Consider the following 19,531-nt stretch of genomic DNA (forward strand, 5'->3'; position numbering starts at 1 on the left):
CCCCTTCAGCTTAAGAGAGATCTGGAAAGTTAATTTCGTCGATAAATTTCACGCCCCAGGCTCCAGGTCCTATTCACTTGCAGATCCTCACCTAATAAAACCATATCCGCTCGGGCCCCTTCAGTGATTACACCTGCTCCCAGACCAAGGAACTGCGCCGGATACAAACTTGCCATGCGCAGCGCTTCCGGCAATTCAATCCCACACCAGTCGCGGATATTTTTAACCGCACCGATCATATCTAAGTGAGAACCCGCTAATTCTCCGGTACTGGAGGTCAGTTTATCCCCTTCTCGTGTAACCACTCGATCAAATAGGGGAAAACTGGTGGCATCACTGCCCACTAGCGACATTGCATCGCTTACCAGTAACAACTTACCGCGAGGTTTTGCTTTCAAAGCTAACGCCATAGCGCCGCTACTGACATGGTGGCCATCGGCAATTAATCCACACCAGGCGTCATCCCGGATCAGGGCTGCCCCCACCATACCCGGCTCACGCGAATGAAACGGGGACATTGCATTGTATAAGTGGGTAAATCCTGTCGCTCCAGCATCCAACGCAGCTTCAACAATTTCAGCACTCGCATTCGAATGGCCGAGACAAACATGAACCCCCAGGGAAACCAACTTTCGGATATCGGATACCGATACACATTCTGGCGCCAGAGTGACCAAGCGGATTCCCAGGTCTTCCCGGGCGTAGAGGGAGAGCTCCTCATGACTCAAAGAGCGGATAAACCCTCCTTCATGGGTACCCTTTTTGGCCTCACTTAAATGCGGCCCCTCAAAATGTACTCCAATCACACCCGGAACACCACTGGACAAGGCCCCACTTACCGCATCGGCTGCCCGCTGCATCACTGGAAAGCTATCCGTAATCAAGGTGGGCAGGAAAACACTGGTACCAAACTGACTATGGGCTTCGCTTATTTTCTGAAGCGCATTAACTGAGGGCTCCTGATTAAACAGTACACCACCACCACCATTGACCTGGATATCAATAAAGCCCGGCACCAACAAACCCGGTAAGCGCTCAGCATCGGAACTCACACCCCCACCCACTGCGGAAATCAGTCCGCTATCTCCAATGGTGATAGCAACATCTGCAAGTATGCGCTCGCCATCAAATAGCTTTTCAGCAATCAGGATAACTCCCACTTCCCCCTCCCAAATACTATTTTCTGTTTTATTCAGACTGTCTGAGTAACTTTCTTTAAACCCGCCGGCTCATCGGGATTAATCCCCCGACTTACCGCCACGTGGGCCACATCGATATAAAAACGCTGCAACAGCGCCAGTGGAGCCACCCTCGGGTGAACCCCCTTACTCGGCACATGCAAATTAATCAGCGCCGCCCCACGCCGTCGAATTTCATCGATCTGTTGGCTGTGTGTGGGGAATGACTCATCCTCGATTGGAACATTCACCACTGTCAATTTCCCTTCCACCAGCGTAACGGGGCCGTGCAAGAATTCCGCACTGGAATAGGACTCCGCATGAATATTGCAGACTTCTTTTAACTTCAGCGCCAGTTCCCGGGTAATCCCATAACCGGGACCCCGCCCCAAAACTACCAGATTTTGTACCGAGGCCAGGTTTTCCGGACGCAATTGAATTTCTGCCCGCACCGCAGATCTCAAAGTTTCCGGCAACTTTTCCAGAGCATTACAAAGAGCGGGATCCTGCGTCCAATTGGCGACCATCTGCAGTATCGCAGATAGGGTCGCCAGGTAACTTTTCGTAGCTGCAACCGCTTTTTCCGGGCCAGCCTTTAAGGGAATCACCAGGTCAACCACATCTTTAATCGGCGCATCTTCATCGTTAAGCAAAGCGACTGTATAAGCCCCCTGCTCTCTCGCCATGCGGGCCTGGGTCAGAATATCTGGGCTTCTGCCAGACTGGGAAATGACGATAACCAGGGCCTCATCGAGCTTTAATTTGCGACCATAAACACTGGAGACCGACGGTGCGGCAGCAAAAGTAGGGGTACCAGTTTCAATCTCTATCAGATACTTGGCAAAGACGCCCGCATGATCAGAAGAACCCCTCCCCACAATCATCACAAAACGAGGAGGCTTCTGGCGCAGTCGCTCTCCCAGATGAGACATTATATTGGCATTGGAATGCAGCTGTTCAGCAATCCTATCCGGCGCCTCACGAGCCTCAGCCTCCATGACCGTGGTAACCATAATACTTCCTACCTGACTCACTCAAAATATGAACCCAGTTCTCACATTAATACCGAGCTCCATCAATCAGTCTATGCCCAGCAGTACTTCACCTCGGTTAATTGACGCCATTAATCGTCCTGCTTTGTTTTCAAATGTCCACTAGCTCGCCAACCCGATACCCCATTACTGTCACAACAAAACTGGAATTGGGTATACCTTTTTAATCTATGCTTAAGGCACCCCTATCAGTCGCAGCCGATCATATCTACAGGAAGGATCAATGCCCCAAACCCCGGGCAGTTGCACCACACAAAAATGGCGTTTAATCACTCTCCTTGTAGTTGCGAGCTTACTGAGCAGCTGCTCCAGCATTCAATTCGCCTATAACAACATTGATTATTGGATACGCTGGAAGCTTCGTGACTATATCGACTTAAATTCCCAGCAAGAGCTGGAGTTTCAAGGGGCTCTTAACAGCTTTTTTCACTGGCACCGCCAAACACAGCTACCAAAATATGCCGTTTTCCTGAGCCAACTGGCAGATAAAGTAGATCAAGGCCAACTTGAGAATCCTCAGCTGGCCCCAGTTGAAAAAGAGGTGTACCACTTCATCGAAAGCGCCAGTAACAACGCCTTCAACTTAATGCTTCCTATTGTGGCGCAGTTAACACCACAACAAATTGATCACCTGCAACACAACCTGGCCAAAAAGCAGCAGAAAACACTGGAAAAATGGCAGCGCTCGCCGTGGAAAATACAACGACACCGCGATCGGCAAATTCGCCGGGAGAGCAGGCGATGGCTGGGGAGTTTAACCGAGCCACAAAAGCAGCTGATCGCAGCCTGGGTAAAGCAGGTAGAGTACAACCCTGTTTTACGTAACGAACAACATATGATTTGGCAGCAACATGCCATTGAGCTTCTCCGACAGAAGCCTGATGGATACCAACAACAGTTGCGCGGTCTACTGGAAAACCCTGACCAACTTTGGTCCGACGAATATCGCAAGGCGCAAGAGCAGCGCAAAACCCAAGCTCGCGAACTGGGAGAACAAATTCTATCCAGTACCAGCCCCACACAACGTCGTCATCTAAGCAAAACTCTGCGCGACTATGCCCAGGACTTCCGCTCTCTAGCCAGCCAATAATCAGACGCCCAGATCCCAACACCACCGCCAGGCTAATGAACGACATGAGAGCTCAAAAAGCTAGCGTATCCAGGATAAATTCCACGCAATAGATTCAAGAGAAACTAATAATCATGTGTGATTTCCTGCTGACGAAAGCGACCTAAGGCTGATAAGCTCGCCAACTCACATTACCAGCCAGGGGAATTCAAGTGCATATCGAATCCGCCACACAGGAACAATTGATCGAGTGGGAAAAAGAATTAAGCGCTCACTACAACAAGATCTGTCAACACGAGTTAAGCCTGGATATCACACGTGGAAAGCCCTCGGCGGAGCAATTAAAACTTTCCGATAAACTTGATGGAATTCTCTCCGGCGACTATCGAGCGGCAGACGGTACCGACACTCGCAACTACGGTGGCCTCATCGGCCTGACCTGCGCAAGGGAGCTGGGAGCCGAAATGCTTCAAGTGCCGGTCAACGAAGTGATTGCCGGAGGCAACAGCTCTCTTACACTGATGTATCACGCCTTAGTCACCGGTTACCTGTTCGGCTTTGCGGGCACTACCCCCTGGCGCGAATTAAAAGCTCCCAAATTTCTCTGCCCTGTTCCCGGCTATGACCGCCATTTTACGATCTGTGAGCAGCTGGGTATCGAGATGATTAACGTGCCCATGGGAGAGCAGGGGCCCGACATGGAGCTTGTGGAAAAGCTCGTGCGCGAAGACGCAGAGATTGTTGGTATCTGGTGTGTGCCCAAGTTTTCAAATCCAACAGGAGCCACTTACAGCAAGGAAACTGTAGAAAGATTGGCACAGTTGGGACAATTTGCCGGCGCTAGCTTCCGGATATTTTGGGACAATGCCTATTCGGTGCACGACATTGGCAACTATGTAAATCTGCCAAATATTCGCACAGCAACCATGGAAAATGATACTGCAGACTCCGTAATACAGTTTGCCTCAACTTCAAAAGTCACCCACGCTGGCGCAGGCGTTGCGTTTGTGAGCGCCAGCCAGGCAAATCTCGATTCCCTCAAAGGCCAAATGCAGGCAATGACCATTGGTCCTGACAAAGTCAACCAATTGCGTCACTCGAGATTTTTTACCGAACACACCAGTCTGAAAGAACACATGCATAAACATGCAGATATTCTTCGCCCGAAGTTCGAGTGTGTTCTGGAGCATTTACATAATGCCCTCACCGATGCAGATATGGGTACTTGGGAAAAACCTGAAGGAGGTTATTTTGTTTCCTTTAATACCCTTCCCGGTTGCGCAAAAGCAGTGGTTAAAATGGCTGCGGATGCCGGAGTAAAATTAACACCTGCCGGCGCTACCTTCCCTTATGGTAAGGACCCTGAGGACCGCAATATTCGTATTGCACCCAGTTTCCCACCGCTGGAAGAACTGGATACCGCAATGTCTGTTTTCGTCCTCTGTGTCAAACTGGTGAGCCTACGTAAAAAGCTTGGCAAAATTTAACCATCCAAAATGCCAAGTGAGATTTCCTGAATCATCAAAAAAGGCAGCTTTACGCTGCCTTTTTCATAAAGAGTCACTTCTAAGTCAGCTGGATAAATAACGTTTAGCAAACTTCTCGTCCACTTTTGATAAATCAACAACGACCAGCCCATCCACAGCATCGCAAAAATCCGGGTCAATATTAAAGGCGTGGAAACTGGTCCCTCCAGTTTTAGTAACAGAGGCATACTTTTTAAATAGGGGAGGTAGCATGACGCCCTCCTCACGCAAAATATGCTTCAATTGACGCATATCTGACACCGAATCCCCAAGTAATTCAGGCAGTTCAGATTGTGCTTCCGGAAATGGCAGTCGAGCATCCCCCAAGGAGTTTTCAGGAGCAAAATAATGGGAAAAATAGCGCACAATAACGGACTTCGCTCTCACGGAAAATGTACCGGGCATAGACACTGGGCCAAATAGGTAGCGTACCTTATTGCGCAATACCCACTGCCCAATAGCACACCAGAGCAGGTCTAACCCGCGCCCTCTCCAATATTCCGGCAGTAGAAAGCTACGCCCTAGCTCTGCAGAATCTGGCAGGCACTGCCGAGGAGGCTGCGGGTAATTAAATAGCGTACTGCTGTATATCTGATCATCCGAGAGCGCCTCGGTCGCTGCTATGCGGTAAGCTCCTGCAATCTGTCGATTTTCTGCATCCCACAACAATAGATGGTCGTAATGAGCATCAAACGCATCCCAATCCCGGCTCTGCCCGGTCCCTTCCCCCACTGATCGAAAGGCAATCTCCCTCACTCTGGCCAATTCCCGCATGACGGGGCAATCTGCTTTCTGCCGATATAAACGCACAGAAAAATTACCCAGTTCAGAGAGTGATACACAGGACTCAACCACTCGCGCTACATCGGCTTTTGGCTCAGCTTCAACAATTAATTCCGGCCCCAGAGGGGCGGGCGAACGATGTAATTGGTAGACATGTTTACGCCACAAGGCAGCCTTGGCGCGGGGTGTTAGCGGCCAGCTACGAAAGTGTTCCGCTTCCAGGGGACGTCCTATACGAATATCGATACTGCGGCTGGCCTGTTTAAACATCTCCCTAATCAACCATAAAGTCGAGAGGGGCTTGTTCAACATGGAGAGGCCATAGAACCACCAGGAATTCCTCCCTAAAACCTGCACCGGCAATATCGGCGCATTGGTTTTTTCCGCAAAACGGGCAAAGCCTGAATTCCAGCGTCCATCCCGAACCCCATGGGGGGTGAGCCTGGATACTTCGCCCGCCGGGAAAATGATAATCGCTCCCCCGTCACCTAAATGGCTATAAATACCTTCAATATCGGCTCGACGGGTACGCCCATTAAAGTTATCTACGGGCAATAAACAGGGGCGCAGGGATTTTATGTTCCATAATAATTGGCTCGCGACAGCTCGAACATCTTTCCGTACCCGCGCCACCATATCAATCAGAGCGAGACCATCCAGGCTTCCTAAGGGGTGATTAGACACAATCACCAGCGGCCCACTAGTGGGAACCCGAGCCAACTCTGATGGATTTAATTCGTAGCGAAAATTCAAGTCATCGAATACCTGGCGAATAAAATCCAGGCCGCCAAGATGGGGGTAACTGCTGGTAAATTCCTGTAGCTGCTCCTCACAACAGATTTTCTTTACTGTGGCAGAAACCAATTTTCGCGTGGTTTTTTGTGGTGCCGCGCTGTACCAGGCGTTTTTCTGCAAAAGAGTCTCAAGATGAATCATGCCGCAACCACCTCTGTCATTATGCTGGCAATTTTTGGAGTCCGATACCAATGTAAAAGATCTAAATTGCCATCCTGTTGTTCTACAACCGCACTCATAGAGTCGACCCAATCACCACAATTCGCATAGGTCACAGCATCCCCACACACTGTTTTATTTCTAAGGGCAGGCCTATGGATATGGCCACAAATAACACCATCGAATCCCCGCGATATCGCTTCACGAGTGGCGACATCCTCAAAATCACTCATCATTTGTCGAGCGGCACCCACACGATTTTTTATCTGGCTGGCCAGCGACCACCAGGGCTTATTAAATCGATTGCGCCAATAATTGATCCAGCGATTAAAGCGCAGCATCAGGTAATAACTGCGATCGCCGATATGGTAACTGATTGGATTTATTTTAATTCGGTGTTCAAACTGATCGCCGTGGGTTACCCAAAAGCGGCGCCCATTAGAAGCAGTGTGGATATAGTCTTTTTCAATTCGGATATTGCCGAGCCGCTTTCCGGCCCAGCTGCGCATTGGCGCGTCGTGATTTCCAGGAATATAAATGACTTCAGGCGTCAGGCTACTTAATTCGGAAAGTATTTCCAGTAGCAGCGAAGAGGCCTGACACCATGTACCTCGTCCTTGAGCGAGTGCCTGCATATCAAAAATATCCCCAACCAGATAGACCGTATCGGCGCGATTCTGAGCCAGAAAATCTGCAAGTCGATGGGGCTCACTGTCTCTGCTGCCCAAATGGACATCGGAAATCCACAGTGCGCGATAGCGATTGCTCATAGCAAAGTTCCAGTCTGTACCAGTTATCAGCCCATAAAAATCAGGGCAGATACGCGGCAAAAATATAGGTCGTCGCTTGAGCTAACTTGAGAAAAATCGATAAATCCGTATTTGCTCTCTTGCTAGCAAATTGAGATCAACTAAATACAGAACGGCGTTGATCGTCAGCGCAACCACTTTGCAGCGATTTGATGACAGTCAGGAGGATTTTTATTGAAGCTTATATTGCAGAGGAAAAAAAGGTGCAGCGGATGATTTTGGCGCTAAAAACCGGGCATAGAGCCCGGCCTGATTCAGAGTAAAAATAAAGCTTACTCTGTGTCCTGGGGATGACGGATAGGCGGGGCAAAAGGAAACTTGGCAACTTTGTCACCCTTTACTTCAACAATCTTGCCGGTGCCCTCTTTTTCCACTTCATCAATACGCACGATGCTGTGCATCGGAATATAGGAACGGGTTACCGAAGCAAATTCGGTTTTCAGCTTTTCCTCACTGGGATCGACCACAAGCTGAGCCTTTTCCCCAAATACAAACTCCTCCACCTCGATAAAGCCGTACATATCACTTTGATAGATGGCCCGAGCGTAGAGTTCGTACACTTGGTTTTGGTTGTGGAAAATAACTTTATAAATCGGGTTGGCCATAAGTCTCTCAGGATGGGGATGACCCCGAAGCTCAAATTGATCATAGAACGGGCAAAGCCCGAAAAAGCGCGCAAGAATAGCACAGGTTCGCAACAGCTAATATAGCCATCTATGCAGTGCCGGGTCGTATCGCTATAATGCCCCACCCTAATTGTTGACCAGTTTTTAACCAGGCGCGATATGTCCGAAACATCGGTGAAAAAGCTATATATTAAGACCCACGGCTGCCAAATGAATGAGTACGATTCCGCGAGGATGCGCGATCTGCTCGGCGAGTCCCACGACATGGTACCTACCGACGATCCCGACGAGGCGGATGTACTATTGGTCAACACCTGTTCTATCCGCGAGAAAGCCCAGGAAAAGCTGTTCCACCAGCTGGGCCGTTGGAAGCACCTGAAGGAAAAAAATCCCGACCTGGTGATTGGTGTTGGCGGCTGTGTAGCCAGTCAGGAAGGCGAGGCGATTGCCAAGCGCGCGCCCCATGTAGACTTGATCTTTGGCCCCCAGACCCTGCATCGCCTTCCGGAGATGATGGAGACCAAGGAGCAAAAAAGCGGCGCAGTTATCGTCGATGTGAGCTTCCCGGAGATCGAGAAGTTTGATCGCCTGCCCCAGCCAGAGGCCGACGGCGCCACTGCATTTGTCTCTATTATGGAAGGCTGCTCCAAGTACTGTACTTTCTGCGTGGTTCCCTACACCCGTGGCGAAGAAGTCAGCCGCCCTGTGGCCGATGTACTCGAAGAGATCGCCCACCTGGCAGACCAGGGTGTCCGCGAGGTGAACCTGCTTGGGCAAAACGTAAACGCCTACCGCGCTACGGGAGAAGATGGCCACGAAGTAGATTTCGCCGAGCTGATCACTTATGTGGCAGCGATCGATGGCATCGACCGTATCCGCTATACCACCTCTCACCCGGTAGAGTTCTCCGATGCGCTGATCGATGTCTACGGACAGGTGCCAGAACTGGTTAGTCACCTTCACCTGCCCGTACAGAGTGGCTCCGACCGCATTCTGATGGCAATGAAACGCGGCCACACCGCCCTGGAGTACAAATCCAAGATCCGCCGCTTGAAGAAAATTCGCCCGGATATCTGCCTGTCTTCAGACTTTATTATCGGCTTCCCCGGCGAAACTGACAGGGACTTTGAAGCGACCATGAACCTGATCCAGGACGTGGGCTTCGATATCTCCTTCAGCTTTATATATTCCCCTCGCCCAGGCACTCCGGCTGCCGACTTGGCCGATGACACCCCGGAAGAGGTGAAAAAGCAGCGCCTACAGCTGCTGCAAGCGCGGATTAACCAGCAGGCTGCAGCTATTGCCCGCCGCATGGTTGGCAACACTGAGCGTGTGCTGGTAACCGGCGTTTCCAAAAAGGACCCCGGACAGCTGCAAGGCCGCACCGAGAACAACCGGGTAGTCAACTTCCGTGCGGACGATCTCGCCCTGATCGGCAAATTTGCCGATGTTGTGATTGAAGAGGCCCTGCCAAACTCCCTGCGCGGTACTTTAGTCACATCTGAGCTGGAAGAAGATCTGTTCTAAGACTTTGTGATTACCTCAAATAGCGGCAAGATGTACTTCGAAAGCACATCCTGCCGCCAAATTAGGCTCAACTTACCCCCCAAATTACGCCCCGTAATTAAAATCAGGTAAAGTTAGAACCTATTTGTAGGAATCACCTCTTTCCCCTTTAGGGAAAATGGGTATACCCTAGCAATATAACCCCTGGATTAAAGGTGCCGGAAACCAATTTGGAAACACAAACCCTCGCCCACAGCATCACTCTCGAGCCCAACGACGCACGCCGTCTCGCCAATCTCTGCGGTCAGTTCGACCAACACCTACGCCAAATAGAACAGCGCCTGGATATCGAAATTCGAAATCGCGGCAACCGGTTTTCATTTTTCGGCGATGCCACATCGGCGCGTGCCGCTGGCGAACTACTCAGTAGGCTCTACAAGGAAACCGGTACCAAGGACTATCTCACTCCAGATGAGATTCACCTGGCTCTGCAGCAAGCGGGGGTTGAAGAACTCACCGGCCAAGATGGTAGCGGTGATTCCAACGAAGCTGACCAAGTAGTACTGATTCGCACTAAGAAGTGCTCGGTACGCCCCAGAGGGCTCAATCAGCGTAAATACGTTCGCGCTGTGCAGACCAATGATATCAATTTCGGTATCGGACCCGCCGGTACCGGTAAAACTTATCTGGCGGTAGCCTGTGCTGTGGAGTCTCTGCTCAAGGATGAAGTTGAGCGAATCCTCCTGGTCCGCCCCGCCGTTGAAGCCGGCGAGAAATTGGGTTTCCTGCCCGGTGACTTGAGCCAAAAGGTAGACCCTTACCTCCGCCCACTCTACGACGCCCTCTACGAAATGCTCGGTTTTGAAACTGTTGGCAAGCTGATCGAACGCAACGTTATCGAAGTGGCTCCCCTTGCCTATATGCGCGGGCGCACCCTGAACAATGCCTTTGTTATTCTCGATGAGAGCCAAAATACCACCCGCGAGCAGATGAAAATGTTCCTCACGCGGATTGGCTTTGGCTCCACCGCCGTAATTACCGGTGACCCCAGCCAGGTCGACCTGCCCCGTGGCCAAGCTTCCGGTTTGCGCCATGCTGTTGGAGTACTGGGGCGAGTTAATGGAATCAGCTTTACCCACTTTGGAGCCAAGGATGTGGTTCGCCACCCCCTCGTGCAGCGCATTGTGGAGGCCTACGATATTCATGAAGCTGAGCTGGAAATGGCCTCAGCAGATCGAATTTCCAATAAAGCCGATGAGAATGCCGCTTAGAGTCCGCACCTGAGTTATGACTGATTTAACACTCGATGTGCAGCGGGTCAGCCGCTGCCACGACATCCCTTCCGATGAGGCTATCAGCAACTGGGTATCCAAGGCTTTGACCGGCCACCGCAACGAAGCGGAACTGTCGGTGCGAATCGTGGACGAAAGTGAGAGCCAGGAACTTAATCACCAGTACCGAGGCAAGGATAAACCCACTAATGTTTTATCCTTCCCTACCGATTTCCCTGCGGAGCTGGATCTCCCAATGCTTGGAGATCTTGTGATCTGTGCCCCAGTAGTTGAACTGGAAGCGGAGCAACAGAGCAAATCACTATCGGCGCACTGGGCACATATGGTGGTCCATGGCACACTGCACCTTCTAGGTTATGACCATATCGAAGATGCAGACGCTCAGGTTATGGAAAGCCTGGAAACGAAGTTGCTCGCCAACCTCGGCATTGCAGACCCCTACGCCCCACAGGATGAAGTGGGATGATAGCCGCTGTACCACCGAAGTAATGGCAAACTGCTACTGAATTTTATCTACCAACGAGAGAACCCCGGAGCATGGCCACTTCCATGACCACAGACGAGCCCCCAAGTAGTCACTCAGCGAGCAAATCCCGCGCGAGTGAAAAAAGTTGGCTGGAAAAGCTGTTCAGCGCCTTTTCAGCTGAACCCAAGTCTCGCGACGAATTATTGGACATCATTAAGGACGCCGCTGAAAATCAGCTGGTAGATGCTGAAGCGCTCTCTATTATCGAAGGCGCACTGGACGTTTCCAGCCAGCAAGTCCGCGAGATTATGATTCCACGCTCGCAAATGGTTGTGGTAGGCCTTCAAGATAAGCCGGAAGAGTTCCTCCCCAAAATTATTGATTCGGGGCACTCCCGATTCCCTGTCGTCGGCGAAAGTGTCGATGATATACGCGGGATATTGCTCGCCAAAGACCTGCTCCCTCTCCTGTTGAAAGGTTTCGACGGATTTCAGCTCGAAGACCTGATCCGCCCAGCCAATATTATTCCCGAGAGCAAGCGCCTCAATATCCTGCTGCGCGAGTTCCGTGAGAACCGCTACCATATGGCGGTCGTGATAGACGAATACGGCGGTGTATCCGGTGTTGTGACTATCGAAGATATTCTCGAGGAAATTGTCGGTGAAATCGAAGACGAGACCGACGAGGAAGAAGCGGATAGTTATATCCGTAAAGTTGGGGAAAACGATTTTATCGTTAAAGCTCTGACTCCCATTGAAGAGTTCAATGAATTTTTCGAGAGCGCCTTTAGTGATGAAGAATTCGACACTGTCGGCGGTCTTATTATGCAATCATTCGGCCATTTGCCGGGCCGTGACGAAGTCACCCGACTGGGTGACTTTATGTTCCGGGTACTCTATGCAGACAGCCGCCAGATACACCTTTTGCGGGTTGCCCATATGCGCAAACCGCCAGAAGAAGACAGCTGAGTACCGCTCATTACTGCAAGCCTTAATACACTGATACCCTGAGCGAACGGGGTATCCTGACAACAACTTTATGCGCAGATTATTTTCTCCTCTCGCCAGCGTTGTAGCTGGCGGGTTGATGACACTTTCATTTGCCCCATTTAACTATTGGGTATGTGGCCTGCTGTCCCTGACACTATTCGCCTGGATTCTGCTCTCTGCAGCCAAAGGGCAGGTGCTACCAGGTCGCAAAAGCTTCTGGCTCGCCCTCTGCTATGGATTGGGCCTCTTCGCCAGCGGGGCTTCCTGGGTCTACGTTTCGATTACAAATTTTGGCAACTCATCGGTGCCATTAGGACTGGCCCTCACCGGAAGCTTCGTCGCTATTATGGCGCTGCTGTTAGCCGCGCCCTTCTACATTCTGGGCCGCTTCACAGATAATAAATTCAGCTTCGCTCTGGCTTTTGCCGCATTGTGGTTTATCAGTGAATGGCTGCGCAGCTGGGCCTTTACCGGTTTCCCCTGGCTCTTCGCCGGCTATGGCCATACAGAAACCTGGCTAGCGGGCTGGGCGCCGATTTTGAGTGTCTACGGCATAGGCCTGCTATTGGCATTTACCGGCGCAGTGCTGGCCCTGGTTGTCAGTGGCCGCCTATCCCCGCTCAAGCGACACAGCCATATCATTCTACTCACTGCGGCACTGGCCTCCTGGCCAATAGGAGCTGCCCTCTCCCAAGTGGAGTGGACCTCCGCAAAAGGTCCTCTTATCAGCGTTGGGCTGGTGCAGGCTAATATTCCTCAGGAAAAGAAGTGGTTGCCAGAGTTTCGCGGGGAAACTATCAGTCGTTATCAGGAGGGTACTCGCGCCCTTAGCGATCAGGATGTAGACGTTATTATCTGGCCCGAAGCCGCCCTGCCCATGCTCTACGGGCAAGCCCCCAACCTTATGCAGGCGCTGCAACGCAATGCTGAGACTACCAACATCGATTTGATCACCGGTATTCTCTATGACACCCGGGGTTCGGCACAGGAGCGGCCGAGTATTCACAACTCCGCCGCAGTTTTTGGCCAGAGCCCCAGCGTGTATCACAAGCGCCACCTGGTCCCCTTTGGTGAGTATGTACCTCTGGAGGATTTTATTCGGGGCACTATCGAGTTTTTTAATCTCCCCACTTCCTTTATCCGCTCAGGCCCGGACGAACAATCACCACTCAATGCTGCTGGTGCAAGCTGGGCGCCGCTTATCTGCTATGAGATTGTCTATCCCAGGCTGGTTGCCGACTCAGCACTGTCTTCCCAGGTTTTGCTGACCATTAGCAATGATGCATGGTTCGGGACCTCTATTGGCCCCTTACAACATATGCAAATGGCGCAGATGCGCGCTTTGGAAACTGGTCGCTACCTGGTGAGAGGGACAAATACTGGTGTGACGGCAATTGTGGACCCCAAGGGGAGGATTATTAAAAAACTCCCCCAATTCGAGCGCGCGAATATGACCGGGGATATCAGAGCGATGAGTGGCGCCACTCCGTTTATGCTAGCCGGCATCTCATTGGTATTTGCCTTGGCGCTCCCAATGCTGGCCCTGGCCCTGTTTTTACGCCGTAGGGTGGAACCCCAATCCAACTCCCCTCTCAGTGGCGAGCTACCCGATTAAAACAAGCCCTGTGGCCACTCCCTGCCGGGGTGGCCATCGGTAAGCTACCGCCACTGAATATCACTGCTATGCTCCATTCAATTTTCTAGCGAATATAAGGCAAGGTGATTCCCCATGCATTGCTTGATTAGCGGTGGCACCGGGCTTATAGGCAGACTCTTTTGTCGGCGCTGGCTGGAGCGAGGCAATACTATTACGGTATTAAGCCGACATCCGGACAGGGTTCGAAACTTATGTGGCGAATCAGCCAACGCCTGCCGCGATCCCGCAGAGGTAAACCAGCCCGTAGATGTTATTGTGAACCTTGCCGGGGCCCCCATCTCCCGTCGCTGGACAGAAAAATATCGCACTGAGATTCGCAGTTCACGCCTGGACACAACAGAGAAGCTGGTTCACTGGACCCTGGGCCAAAGAGACAAGCCATCCTACTTCTTGTCCGGCTCCGCAATCGGCTATTACGGCAATCGCGGAGGGGAGTTACTGAAAGAAGACAGCGCTCCAGGAGGGGGCTTTGCCGCACAGCTGTGTCGGGACTGGGAGGCCGCCACGCTCCCGCTGCAGCACTCTGGCGTTAAGGTAGGCATTATCCGCACAGCTATCGTTCTCTCCATGCGCGGTGGCGCCCTTCCCCAAATGCTGCCACCATTTCGTCTCGGGCTTGGCGGCCCCATGGGCTCGGGCGAGCACTGGATGAGCTGGATTCACGAAGAAGACGAAGTCGGGCTGATATTACACGCCATCGACAATCAACTTTGCCGTCCATTTAACGGAAGTGCACCAGAACCTGTCACCAACAACAGCTTTGCCCGGATCCTGGCCAAAGAGCTGCATCGCCCGGCGTTTTTACGCTTACCGACCTGGGCTTTAAAGATAGCTTTTGGAGAGATGGCTGATGAATTACTGCTAGCCAGTGATAGGGTCGAGCCCTGTACAGCATTGGAAACCGGCTATACCTTCCAATTTCCAACTCTGGAGCAGGCCCTCTCAGACCTGCTCAAGGGTGACGGCGCTGCCACTAAAGCCAGCGCCTGAACAAATGAATTTAAGCGGCGGCCATATCGCTTTCGAGTGCCTGGGCTAAGTAGCGTCGGCTAGATTCACTGGTCACCAGGTCGCCATGGCACTCCATTGGCGCAGACCCCACCCATTGGGCATGCCAGCGATACCAATGGGACTCCTCGGCTTTTGAACGCAGCTCGATAAACTCCACTTCGGCGGGAGCAAAACCGAACTCCCGGACTATCTGCCCGGCAAAGGTCTCAAAATTTTTACTGAGTTGGGCGCCGCTATCGCCACCGGCACACAGAAAAACCAGTGTGCGGCCATCTTGCTCAACCCGCTTGAAGCCAATCCAAACAGCCCGGTTCAACCGGTTATGTAACTGTATCGGAGAGAAAGAAAGTGGGATGCCCTTCATCATAAGGTTATCTCGATTATTGTTATGTTTCTTATCCACAGCCGCTACTCCATATTAAAAGGTAATCAATGGGTATGTCCTGTGGCGCCAGTCATCCTAAGCCCGGTACAACTAGCAATCAAGAGCTCTCAAACATTTGGGCTCGACGCCTGATCCCTCAAATCCTGTAGCCCTCTGAGATTACATTTATCAAAAAGTTCCTTATGGATCCTCAACATTTCCTGATGGACGGTAGCGAACTCCACCGATACCAGATCCGTGCCAGTATTTCCCGCCAGTAGACCTGGGTCCTTAGCAGGGAGACAGCATTGGGCAGCCAGCGCCCCACACCTGTTTGAGCGCGGGGCATCAATTCTCCGGCACTCCCAACCGGCAGGGGTTGTACCTCTAAGCCAGCGCGGGAAAAAATTTCCGCTGCGCGAGGCATATGCCACCAGTGAGTGGCCAAAAAAACCGACCTCACATTAGCACTGTGCAAAATATCAGCACTATTTACTGCATTCTCTGCAGTAGTACGACTGCAATCTTCACGCCAAGTGACCGGAGTGGAAAACTCTTCCTCCAACAACGCAGCCATTAAATCAGACTCTGCCAGCCGCTCTCCGCTGTGAACCCGACCGCCAGATACCAGAATCGGTAACTCTTTTGGTGCTTGCTCGACAGCACCGGCAACTCTTTCAAGACTCGCCGCAGAGAGTCTCTCCCTATTCGAATACCTGTCGCGATAACGCCCTGCACCAAGGATCACAACAGCCTCAGGCCTTATATGGGGTTGATAAGGTACTTTGCCCAATCGATCCCCAAGCCAGGATGAGAATGCCGGGGTCGCCCCTAACCAAAGCACACAAAAGGAAATCACAGCCAAGGGTAGAGAGCATCTCTCAAGCAAGGACCCGGATGAAGAGAATCGCAAAAGGAATGCAACCAGCAGCCCCAACAATGGGGCTGCTGGAGGCATCAGAAGCGTGGCCGCCGCCGTATAGAGCCCATTCAATACTCGAGACCACCCTCAATCTGACGAAAGCATCCATAACCACACCGGTGGCAGGGAGTGATCTGGGTATTTGCCGGCGGCATAGCTCGGTATCCACAGCCCAAACACTGCAACTCCTCATCCGGCCCTACAAACTCGCCGGCCAAAGCCCAGGGCTTGCCCTCTTTGATGCATCGCATTAAGTTTGGCCAGGCAGTTTCTGTGGGGTCCGCCGCATCCAGCAGCCAATCACCGCTGCGCTCCTCTAGGGTCTTCAATTCCCCACCTAGTCCCCGGATATAGTCAGCAGCCCGATGCAGGTCATCTTTCAGCCAAGCGCGCAAAAATGCCATCTTATTGGCGGTGAGATTCTCAACAGCCAGCTCACCTTCGACCAAATCTTCAAAGTCTTCGCGAAACTCATTAATCAGATCGTCCTTCGGCGGCAACTTTGGTTCCTTCGTCACGGTATCCCTCCTATAATCCCGCGTTTACGCATCGTAAAAGATGCACTGGGAGCGAAACTTGATCGCGATCAATCTTTACCGATTGACAAGCGTTCACATCCCCCAATAAACACTGAACAGTTTCCCGCAAATTTTGATCACAGAGTATAGGTCCCGAATCGATGGAAGAGCAGTACAACCCCTCCGCAGTCGAAGCTTCCGCCCAGGAATTCTGGGAGGCCGAGAAGAGCTTTGAAGTAAAGGAAGACGCCGGCAGGGAAAAGTTCTACTGCCTATCCATGTTCCCCTACCCCAGCGGCAAGCTACACATGGGGCATGTGCGCAATTACACCATTACCGATGTAATTACTCGCTATCAGCGCATGCAGGGCAAGAACGTGTTGCACCCGATGGGCTGGGATGCTTTCGGTCTGCCTGCAGAGAATGCGGCCATCCAGAACAAGACCGCTCCAGCCAAATGGACCTATGCCAATATCGAGTACATGAAAGGCCAGCTCAAGGCCCTGGGTTTTGGCTTTGACTGGTCCCGCGAACTGGCCACCTGCCAGCCCACCTACTACCGCTGGGAGCAGTGGTTCTTCACCCGCCTCTACGAAAAAGGCCTGGTCTACAAGAAGAACTCTGCAGTGAACTGGTGCCCCCACGACCAGACCGTACTGGCCAATGAGCAGGTCGAAGATGGCGCCTGCTGGCGCTGTGGCACCACCGTTGAGCGCCGCGAGCTGGCCCAGTGGTTTATCAAGATCACCGATTATGCCGAAGAGCTGCTCGAAGACCTGGACAAACTGCCCGAGTGGCCCGAGCAGGTGCGCACCATGCAGCGCAACTGGATCGGCAAGAGCCGGGGAGTAGAGCTGAGCTTTGCCCTGCCCAAGCCTATTGCGGGCATGGACCACTTCGATGTGTATACCACCCGTCCGGATACACTGATGGGCGTTACCTATGTTTCCCTCGCCGCCGAGCACCCCATCGCTCTGGAGCTTGCCGAGTCCAACCCCGAACTCAAAGCCTTTATCGCCGAGTGCAAAAAGCAGTCCCTGTCCGAAGCCGATATGGCCACGATGGACAAGAAAGGCATGGATACCGGGCTCAAGGCAATTCACCCCATCAGCGGTGAAGAAGTCTCCGTATGGGTGGCCAACTATGTTCTGATGGATTACGGCTCAGGCGCAGTGATGGCAGTACCGGCACACGACCAGCGCGATTGGGAATTTGCACAAAAATACCAGCTGCCCGTTATCCAGGTTATCGAGGCTGCCGACGGCGAGTCTATCGATTTGGAGAAAGAGGCCTATACAGAGAAAGGCAAACTGGTGAATTCCGGCAGTTTTGACGGCCTGGATTTTGATGGCGCCTTTACTGCGATCTCCGAAGCGCTGATTGCTGCAGGTAAGGGTCGGGTTAAGACCAACTACCGCCTGCGCGACTGGGGTGTATCCCGCCAACGCTACTGGGGTGCGCCCATCCCCATGTTCAACCTGGCCGACGGCGGAGAAATACCAGTACCCGCAGACAAGCTGCCGATCCTGTTGCCGGAAGATGTCGAGCTCGACGGCGTTCAATCACCTATTAAAGCCGATCCCGAATGGCGTAAAGACGAACTCAACGGCACTCCCGTAGAACGTGAAACCGATACCTTCGACACCTTTATGGAGTCCAGCTGGTACTACGCCCGTTATACCTGTCCCGATTTTGAAGAGGGCATGCTGGACCCGGACCGCGCCAACTACTGGCTGCCAGTGGACCAGTATGTCGGCGGTATTGAACATGCCATCTTGCACCTTCTCTACGCGCGCTTCTTCCACAAGCTGATGCGGGATGAGGGCCTGGTCAATAGCGATGAACCCTTCAAGCAGCTGCTGTGTCAGGGCATGGTGTTAGCCGAATCCTTCTACAAGGAGGAACACGGCCACAAGACCTGGATCAACCCCGCCGATGTGGACGTCGAGCGCGATGACAAGGGCAAGCCGACCAAAGCGATTGAGCGAGCCACCGGCGAAGAGATTATTGCCGGCGGCGTGGTAAAGATGTCCAAGTCCAAGAACAATGGCATAGACCCTCACGCTGCGGTTGAGGAGTACGGTGCCGATACCGTTCGCCTGTTCACCATGTTTGCCGCCCCTCCGGAGCAGACTCTGGAGTGGCACGATGCCGGTGTGGAAGGTGCCAGCCGCTTCCTGCGCAAACTCTGGAAGACCGTTCACGCCCATATTGCAGCGGGCTCCAGTGAAGCACAGATCGACCAGCAGTCCCTCAATGACAAGCAACAGCAGCTACGCCGCAAAACCCACGAGACCATCCAAAAAGTGGGGGATGACTATGGCCGCCGCCAGACCTTTAATACCGCTATCGCAGCAGTAATGGAATTGCTCAATGAAGTGGGCAAGCTGGCAGATCGCAACAGTGATCAAGGACTGGCTGTAGAGAGAGAAGCCCTACAGACCGCCGTCTTGCTGTTGGCTCCGGTTACTCCTCATATCTGTCACCAACTGTGGCAGGTGCTGGGGAATACCAGTGCCCTAATCGATTCTCCTTGGCCAATGGCAGATGAAAAAGCACTGGTGCGCACCTCGATTACTTTGGTCGTCCAGGTCAATGGCAAGGTACGGGCAAAACTGGATGCGCCTGCTGATGCAGACAAAGAGAGCCTGGAAAAACTCGCCCTCGCCGATGAGAACGTTCAGAAATTTATCGGTGAAGCTACGGTGCGCAAAGTAATCGTCGTTCCTGGCAAACTGGTTAATATTGTCGCCAAGTAGAGACCCGCAATATGATGCCGGGAGTTTCACTCCCGGCTCACTTAAGTCAG

17 protein-coding genes are annotated in these 19,531 nt (G+C 52.3%); 9 read left to right on the plus strand and 8 right to left on the minus strand.

Annotated features, from left to right (window positions below; translation table 11 throughout):
* Positions 1-29 precede the first annotated feature (29 nt).
* Together nagA and nagB-II are read right to left on the minus strand one after the other, a co-directional pair.
* A complete protein-coding gene (gene nagA, locus ACJJIQ_RS15395) occupies positions 30-1,160 on the minus strand; it encodes an N-acetylglucosamine-6-phosphate deacetylase (protein ID WP_445362363.1) in 1,131 nt (376 codons plus the stop codon).
* A gap of 32 nt (positions 1,161-1,192) precedes the next feature.
* The gene (gene nagB-II, locus ACJJIQ_RS15400) at positions 1,193-2,191 is read right to left on the minus strand and encodes a glucosamine-6-phosphate deaminase NagB-II (RefSeq protein ID WP_413663100.1); all 999 of its coding nucleotides are present in this window, start codon (positions 2,189-2,191) and stop codon (positions 1,193-1,195) included.
* Between the two features lie 262 nt (positions 2,192-2,453).
* On the opposite strand from nagB-II, the gene ACJJIQ_RS15405 reads away from it, so the two are divergent.
* Entirely contained in the window at positions 2,454-3,320 is an 867-nt protein-coding gene (locus ACJJIQ_RS15405; protein ID WP_445362364.1) for a DUF6279 family lipoprotein, read from the plus strand.
* Between the two features lie 191 nt (positions 3,321-3,511).
* Positions 3,512-4,786, plus strand: coding sequence for an aspartate aminotransferase type Ic (locus tag ACJJIQ_RS15410; RefSeq protein WP_445362365.1), 1,275 nt, complete (start codon positions 3,512-3,514; stop codon positions 4,784-4,786).
* 84 nt (positions 4,787-4,870) lie between these two features.
* Here ACJJIQ_RS15410 and olsF read toward each other — a convergent pair whose 3' ends face one another.
* From olsF to ACJJIQ_RS15425, 3 genes are all read right to left on the minus strand, one after another.
* Positions 4,871-6,544 (minus strand): bifunctional ornithine lipid synthase OlsF, encoded by a 1,674-nt coding sequence (gene olsF / locus ACJJIQ_RS15415; protein ID WP_444915682.1) that lies wholly within the window; start codon positions 6,542-6,544, stop codon positions 4,871-4,873.
* Positions 6,541-7,332 (minus strand): UDP-2,3-diacylglucosamine diphosphatase, encoded by a 792-nt coding sequence (locus ACJJIQ_RS15420; protein ID WP_445362366.1) that lies wholly within the window; start codon positions 7,330-7,332, stop codon positions 6,541-6,543. Before ACJJIQ_RS15420 ends, olsF begins: the two co-directional genes overlap by 4 nt.
* A 311-nt stretch (positions 7,333-7,643) precedes the next feature.
* The gene (locus tag ACJJIQ_RS15425) at positions 7,644-7,976 is read right to left on the minus strand and encodes a DUF1820 family protein (protein WP_172975496.1); all 333 of its coding nucleotides are present in this window, start codon (positions 7,974-7,976) and stop codon (positions 7,644-7,646) included.
* Between the two features lie 180 nt (positions 7,977-8,156).
* On the opposite strand from ACJJIQ_RS15425, the gene miaB reads away from it, so the two are divergent.
* The 6 genes from miaB to ACJJIQ_RS15455 all read left to right on the plus strand — a co-directional run bounded on the left by miaB (position 8,157) and on the right by ACJJIQ_RS15455 (position 14,897).
* Positions 8,157-9,524, plus strand: coding sequence for a tRNA (N6-isopentenyl adenosine(37)-C2)-methylthiotransferase MiaB (gene miaB, locus ACJJIQ_RS15430; RefSeq protein ID WP_413663105.1), 1,368 nt, complete (start codon positions 8,157-8,159; stop codon positions 9,522-9,524).
* 194 nt (positions 9,525-9,718) lie between these two features.
* Positions 9,719-10,774: a PhoH family protein gene (locus ACJJIQ_RS15435; RefSeq protein ID WP_445362367.1), complete on the plus strand. Its 1,056-nt coding sequence runs from the start codon at positions 9,719-9,721 to the stop codon at positions 10,772-10,774.
* Positions 10,775-10,790: 16 nt separating this feature from the next.
* Entirely contained in the window at positions 10,791-11,261 is a 471-nt protein-coding gene (ybeY, locus tag ACJJIQ_RS15440) for an rRNA maturation RNase YbeY (RefSeq protein WP_444940901.1), read from the plus strand.
* A 71-nt stretch (positions 11,262-11,332) separates the two neighbouring features.
* Positions 11,333-12,229 (plus strand): CorC family transporter, encoded by an 897-nt coding sequence (locus tag ACJJIQ_RS15445; protein ID WP_445355814.1) that lies wholly within the window; start codon positions 11,333-11,335, stop codon positions 12,227-12,229.
* Positions 12,230-12,299: 70 nt separating this feature from the next.
* A complete protein-coding gene (gene lnt / locus ACJJIQ_RS15450) occupies positions 12,300-13,865 on the plus strand; it encodes an apolipoprotein N-acyltransferase (protein ID WP_444925761.1) in 1,566 nt (521 codons plus the stop codon).
* Between the two features lie 114 nt (positions 13,866-13,979).
* A complete protein-coding gene (locus ACJJIQ_RS15455; protein ID WP_444925762.1) occupies positions 13,980-14,897 on the plus strand; it encodes a TIGR01777 family oxidoreductase in 918 nt (305 codons plus the stop codon).
* 10 nt (positions 14,898-14,907) lie between these two features.
* Here the strand turns inward: ACJJIQ_RS15455 and ACJJIQ_RS15460 are convergent, their stop codons facing one another.
* The 3 genes from ACJJIQ_RS15460 to ACJJIQ_RS15470 form a co-directional block, all read right to left on the minus strand.
* Positions 14,908-15,321 carry a hypothetical protein gene (locus ACJJIQ_RS15460; protein ID WP_413663111.1) on the minus strand — a complete coding sequence of 138 codons (414 nt, stop codon included), beginning with the start codon at positions 15,319-15,321 and terminating at the stop codon, positions 14,908-14,910.
* A gap of 172 nt (positions 15,322-15,493) precedes the next feature.
* Positions 15,494-16,075 (minus strand): YdcF family protein, encoded by a 582-nt coding sequence (locus ACJJIQ_RS15465; protein ID WP_413663112.1) that lies wholly within the window; start codon positions 16,073-16,075, stop codon positions 15,494-15,496.
* A 197-nt stretch (positions 16,076-16,272) separates the two neighbouring features.
* Complete coding sequence (locus ACJJIQ_RS15470) at positions 16,273-16,722, minus strand: zinc ribbon-containing protein (RefSeq protein WP_108734284.1); 450 nt, start codon at positions 16,720-16,722, stop codon at positions 16,273-16,275.
* Between the two features lie 161 nt (positions 16,723-16,883).
* Between ACJJIQ_RS15470 and leuS the strand changes: the two genes are divergently transcribed.
* Positions 16,884-19,481 (plus strand): leucine--tRNA ligase, encoded by a 2,598-nt coding sequence (leuS, locus tag ACJJIQ_RS15475; RefSeq protein ID WP_444925763.1) that lies wholly within the window; start codon positions 16,884-16,886, stop codon positions 19,479-19,481.
* Positions 19,482-19,531: the final 50 nt, after the last annotated feature.

The organism is Microbulbifer maximicatervae (SeqCode) (assembly GCF_052468295.1).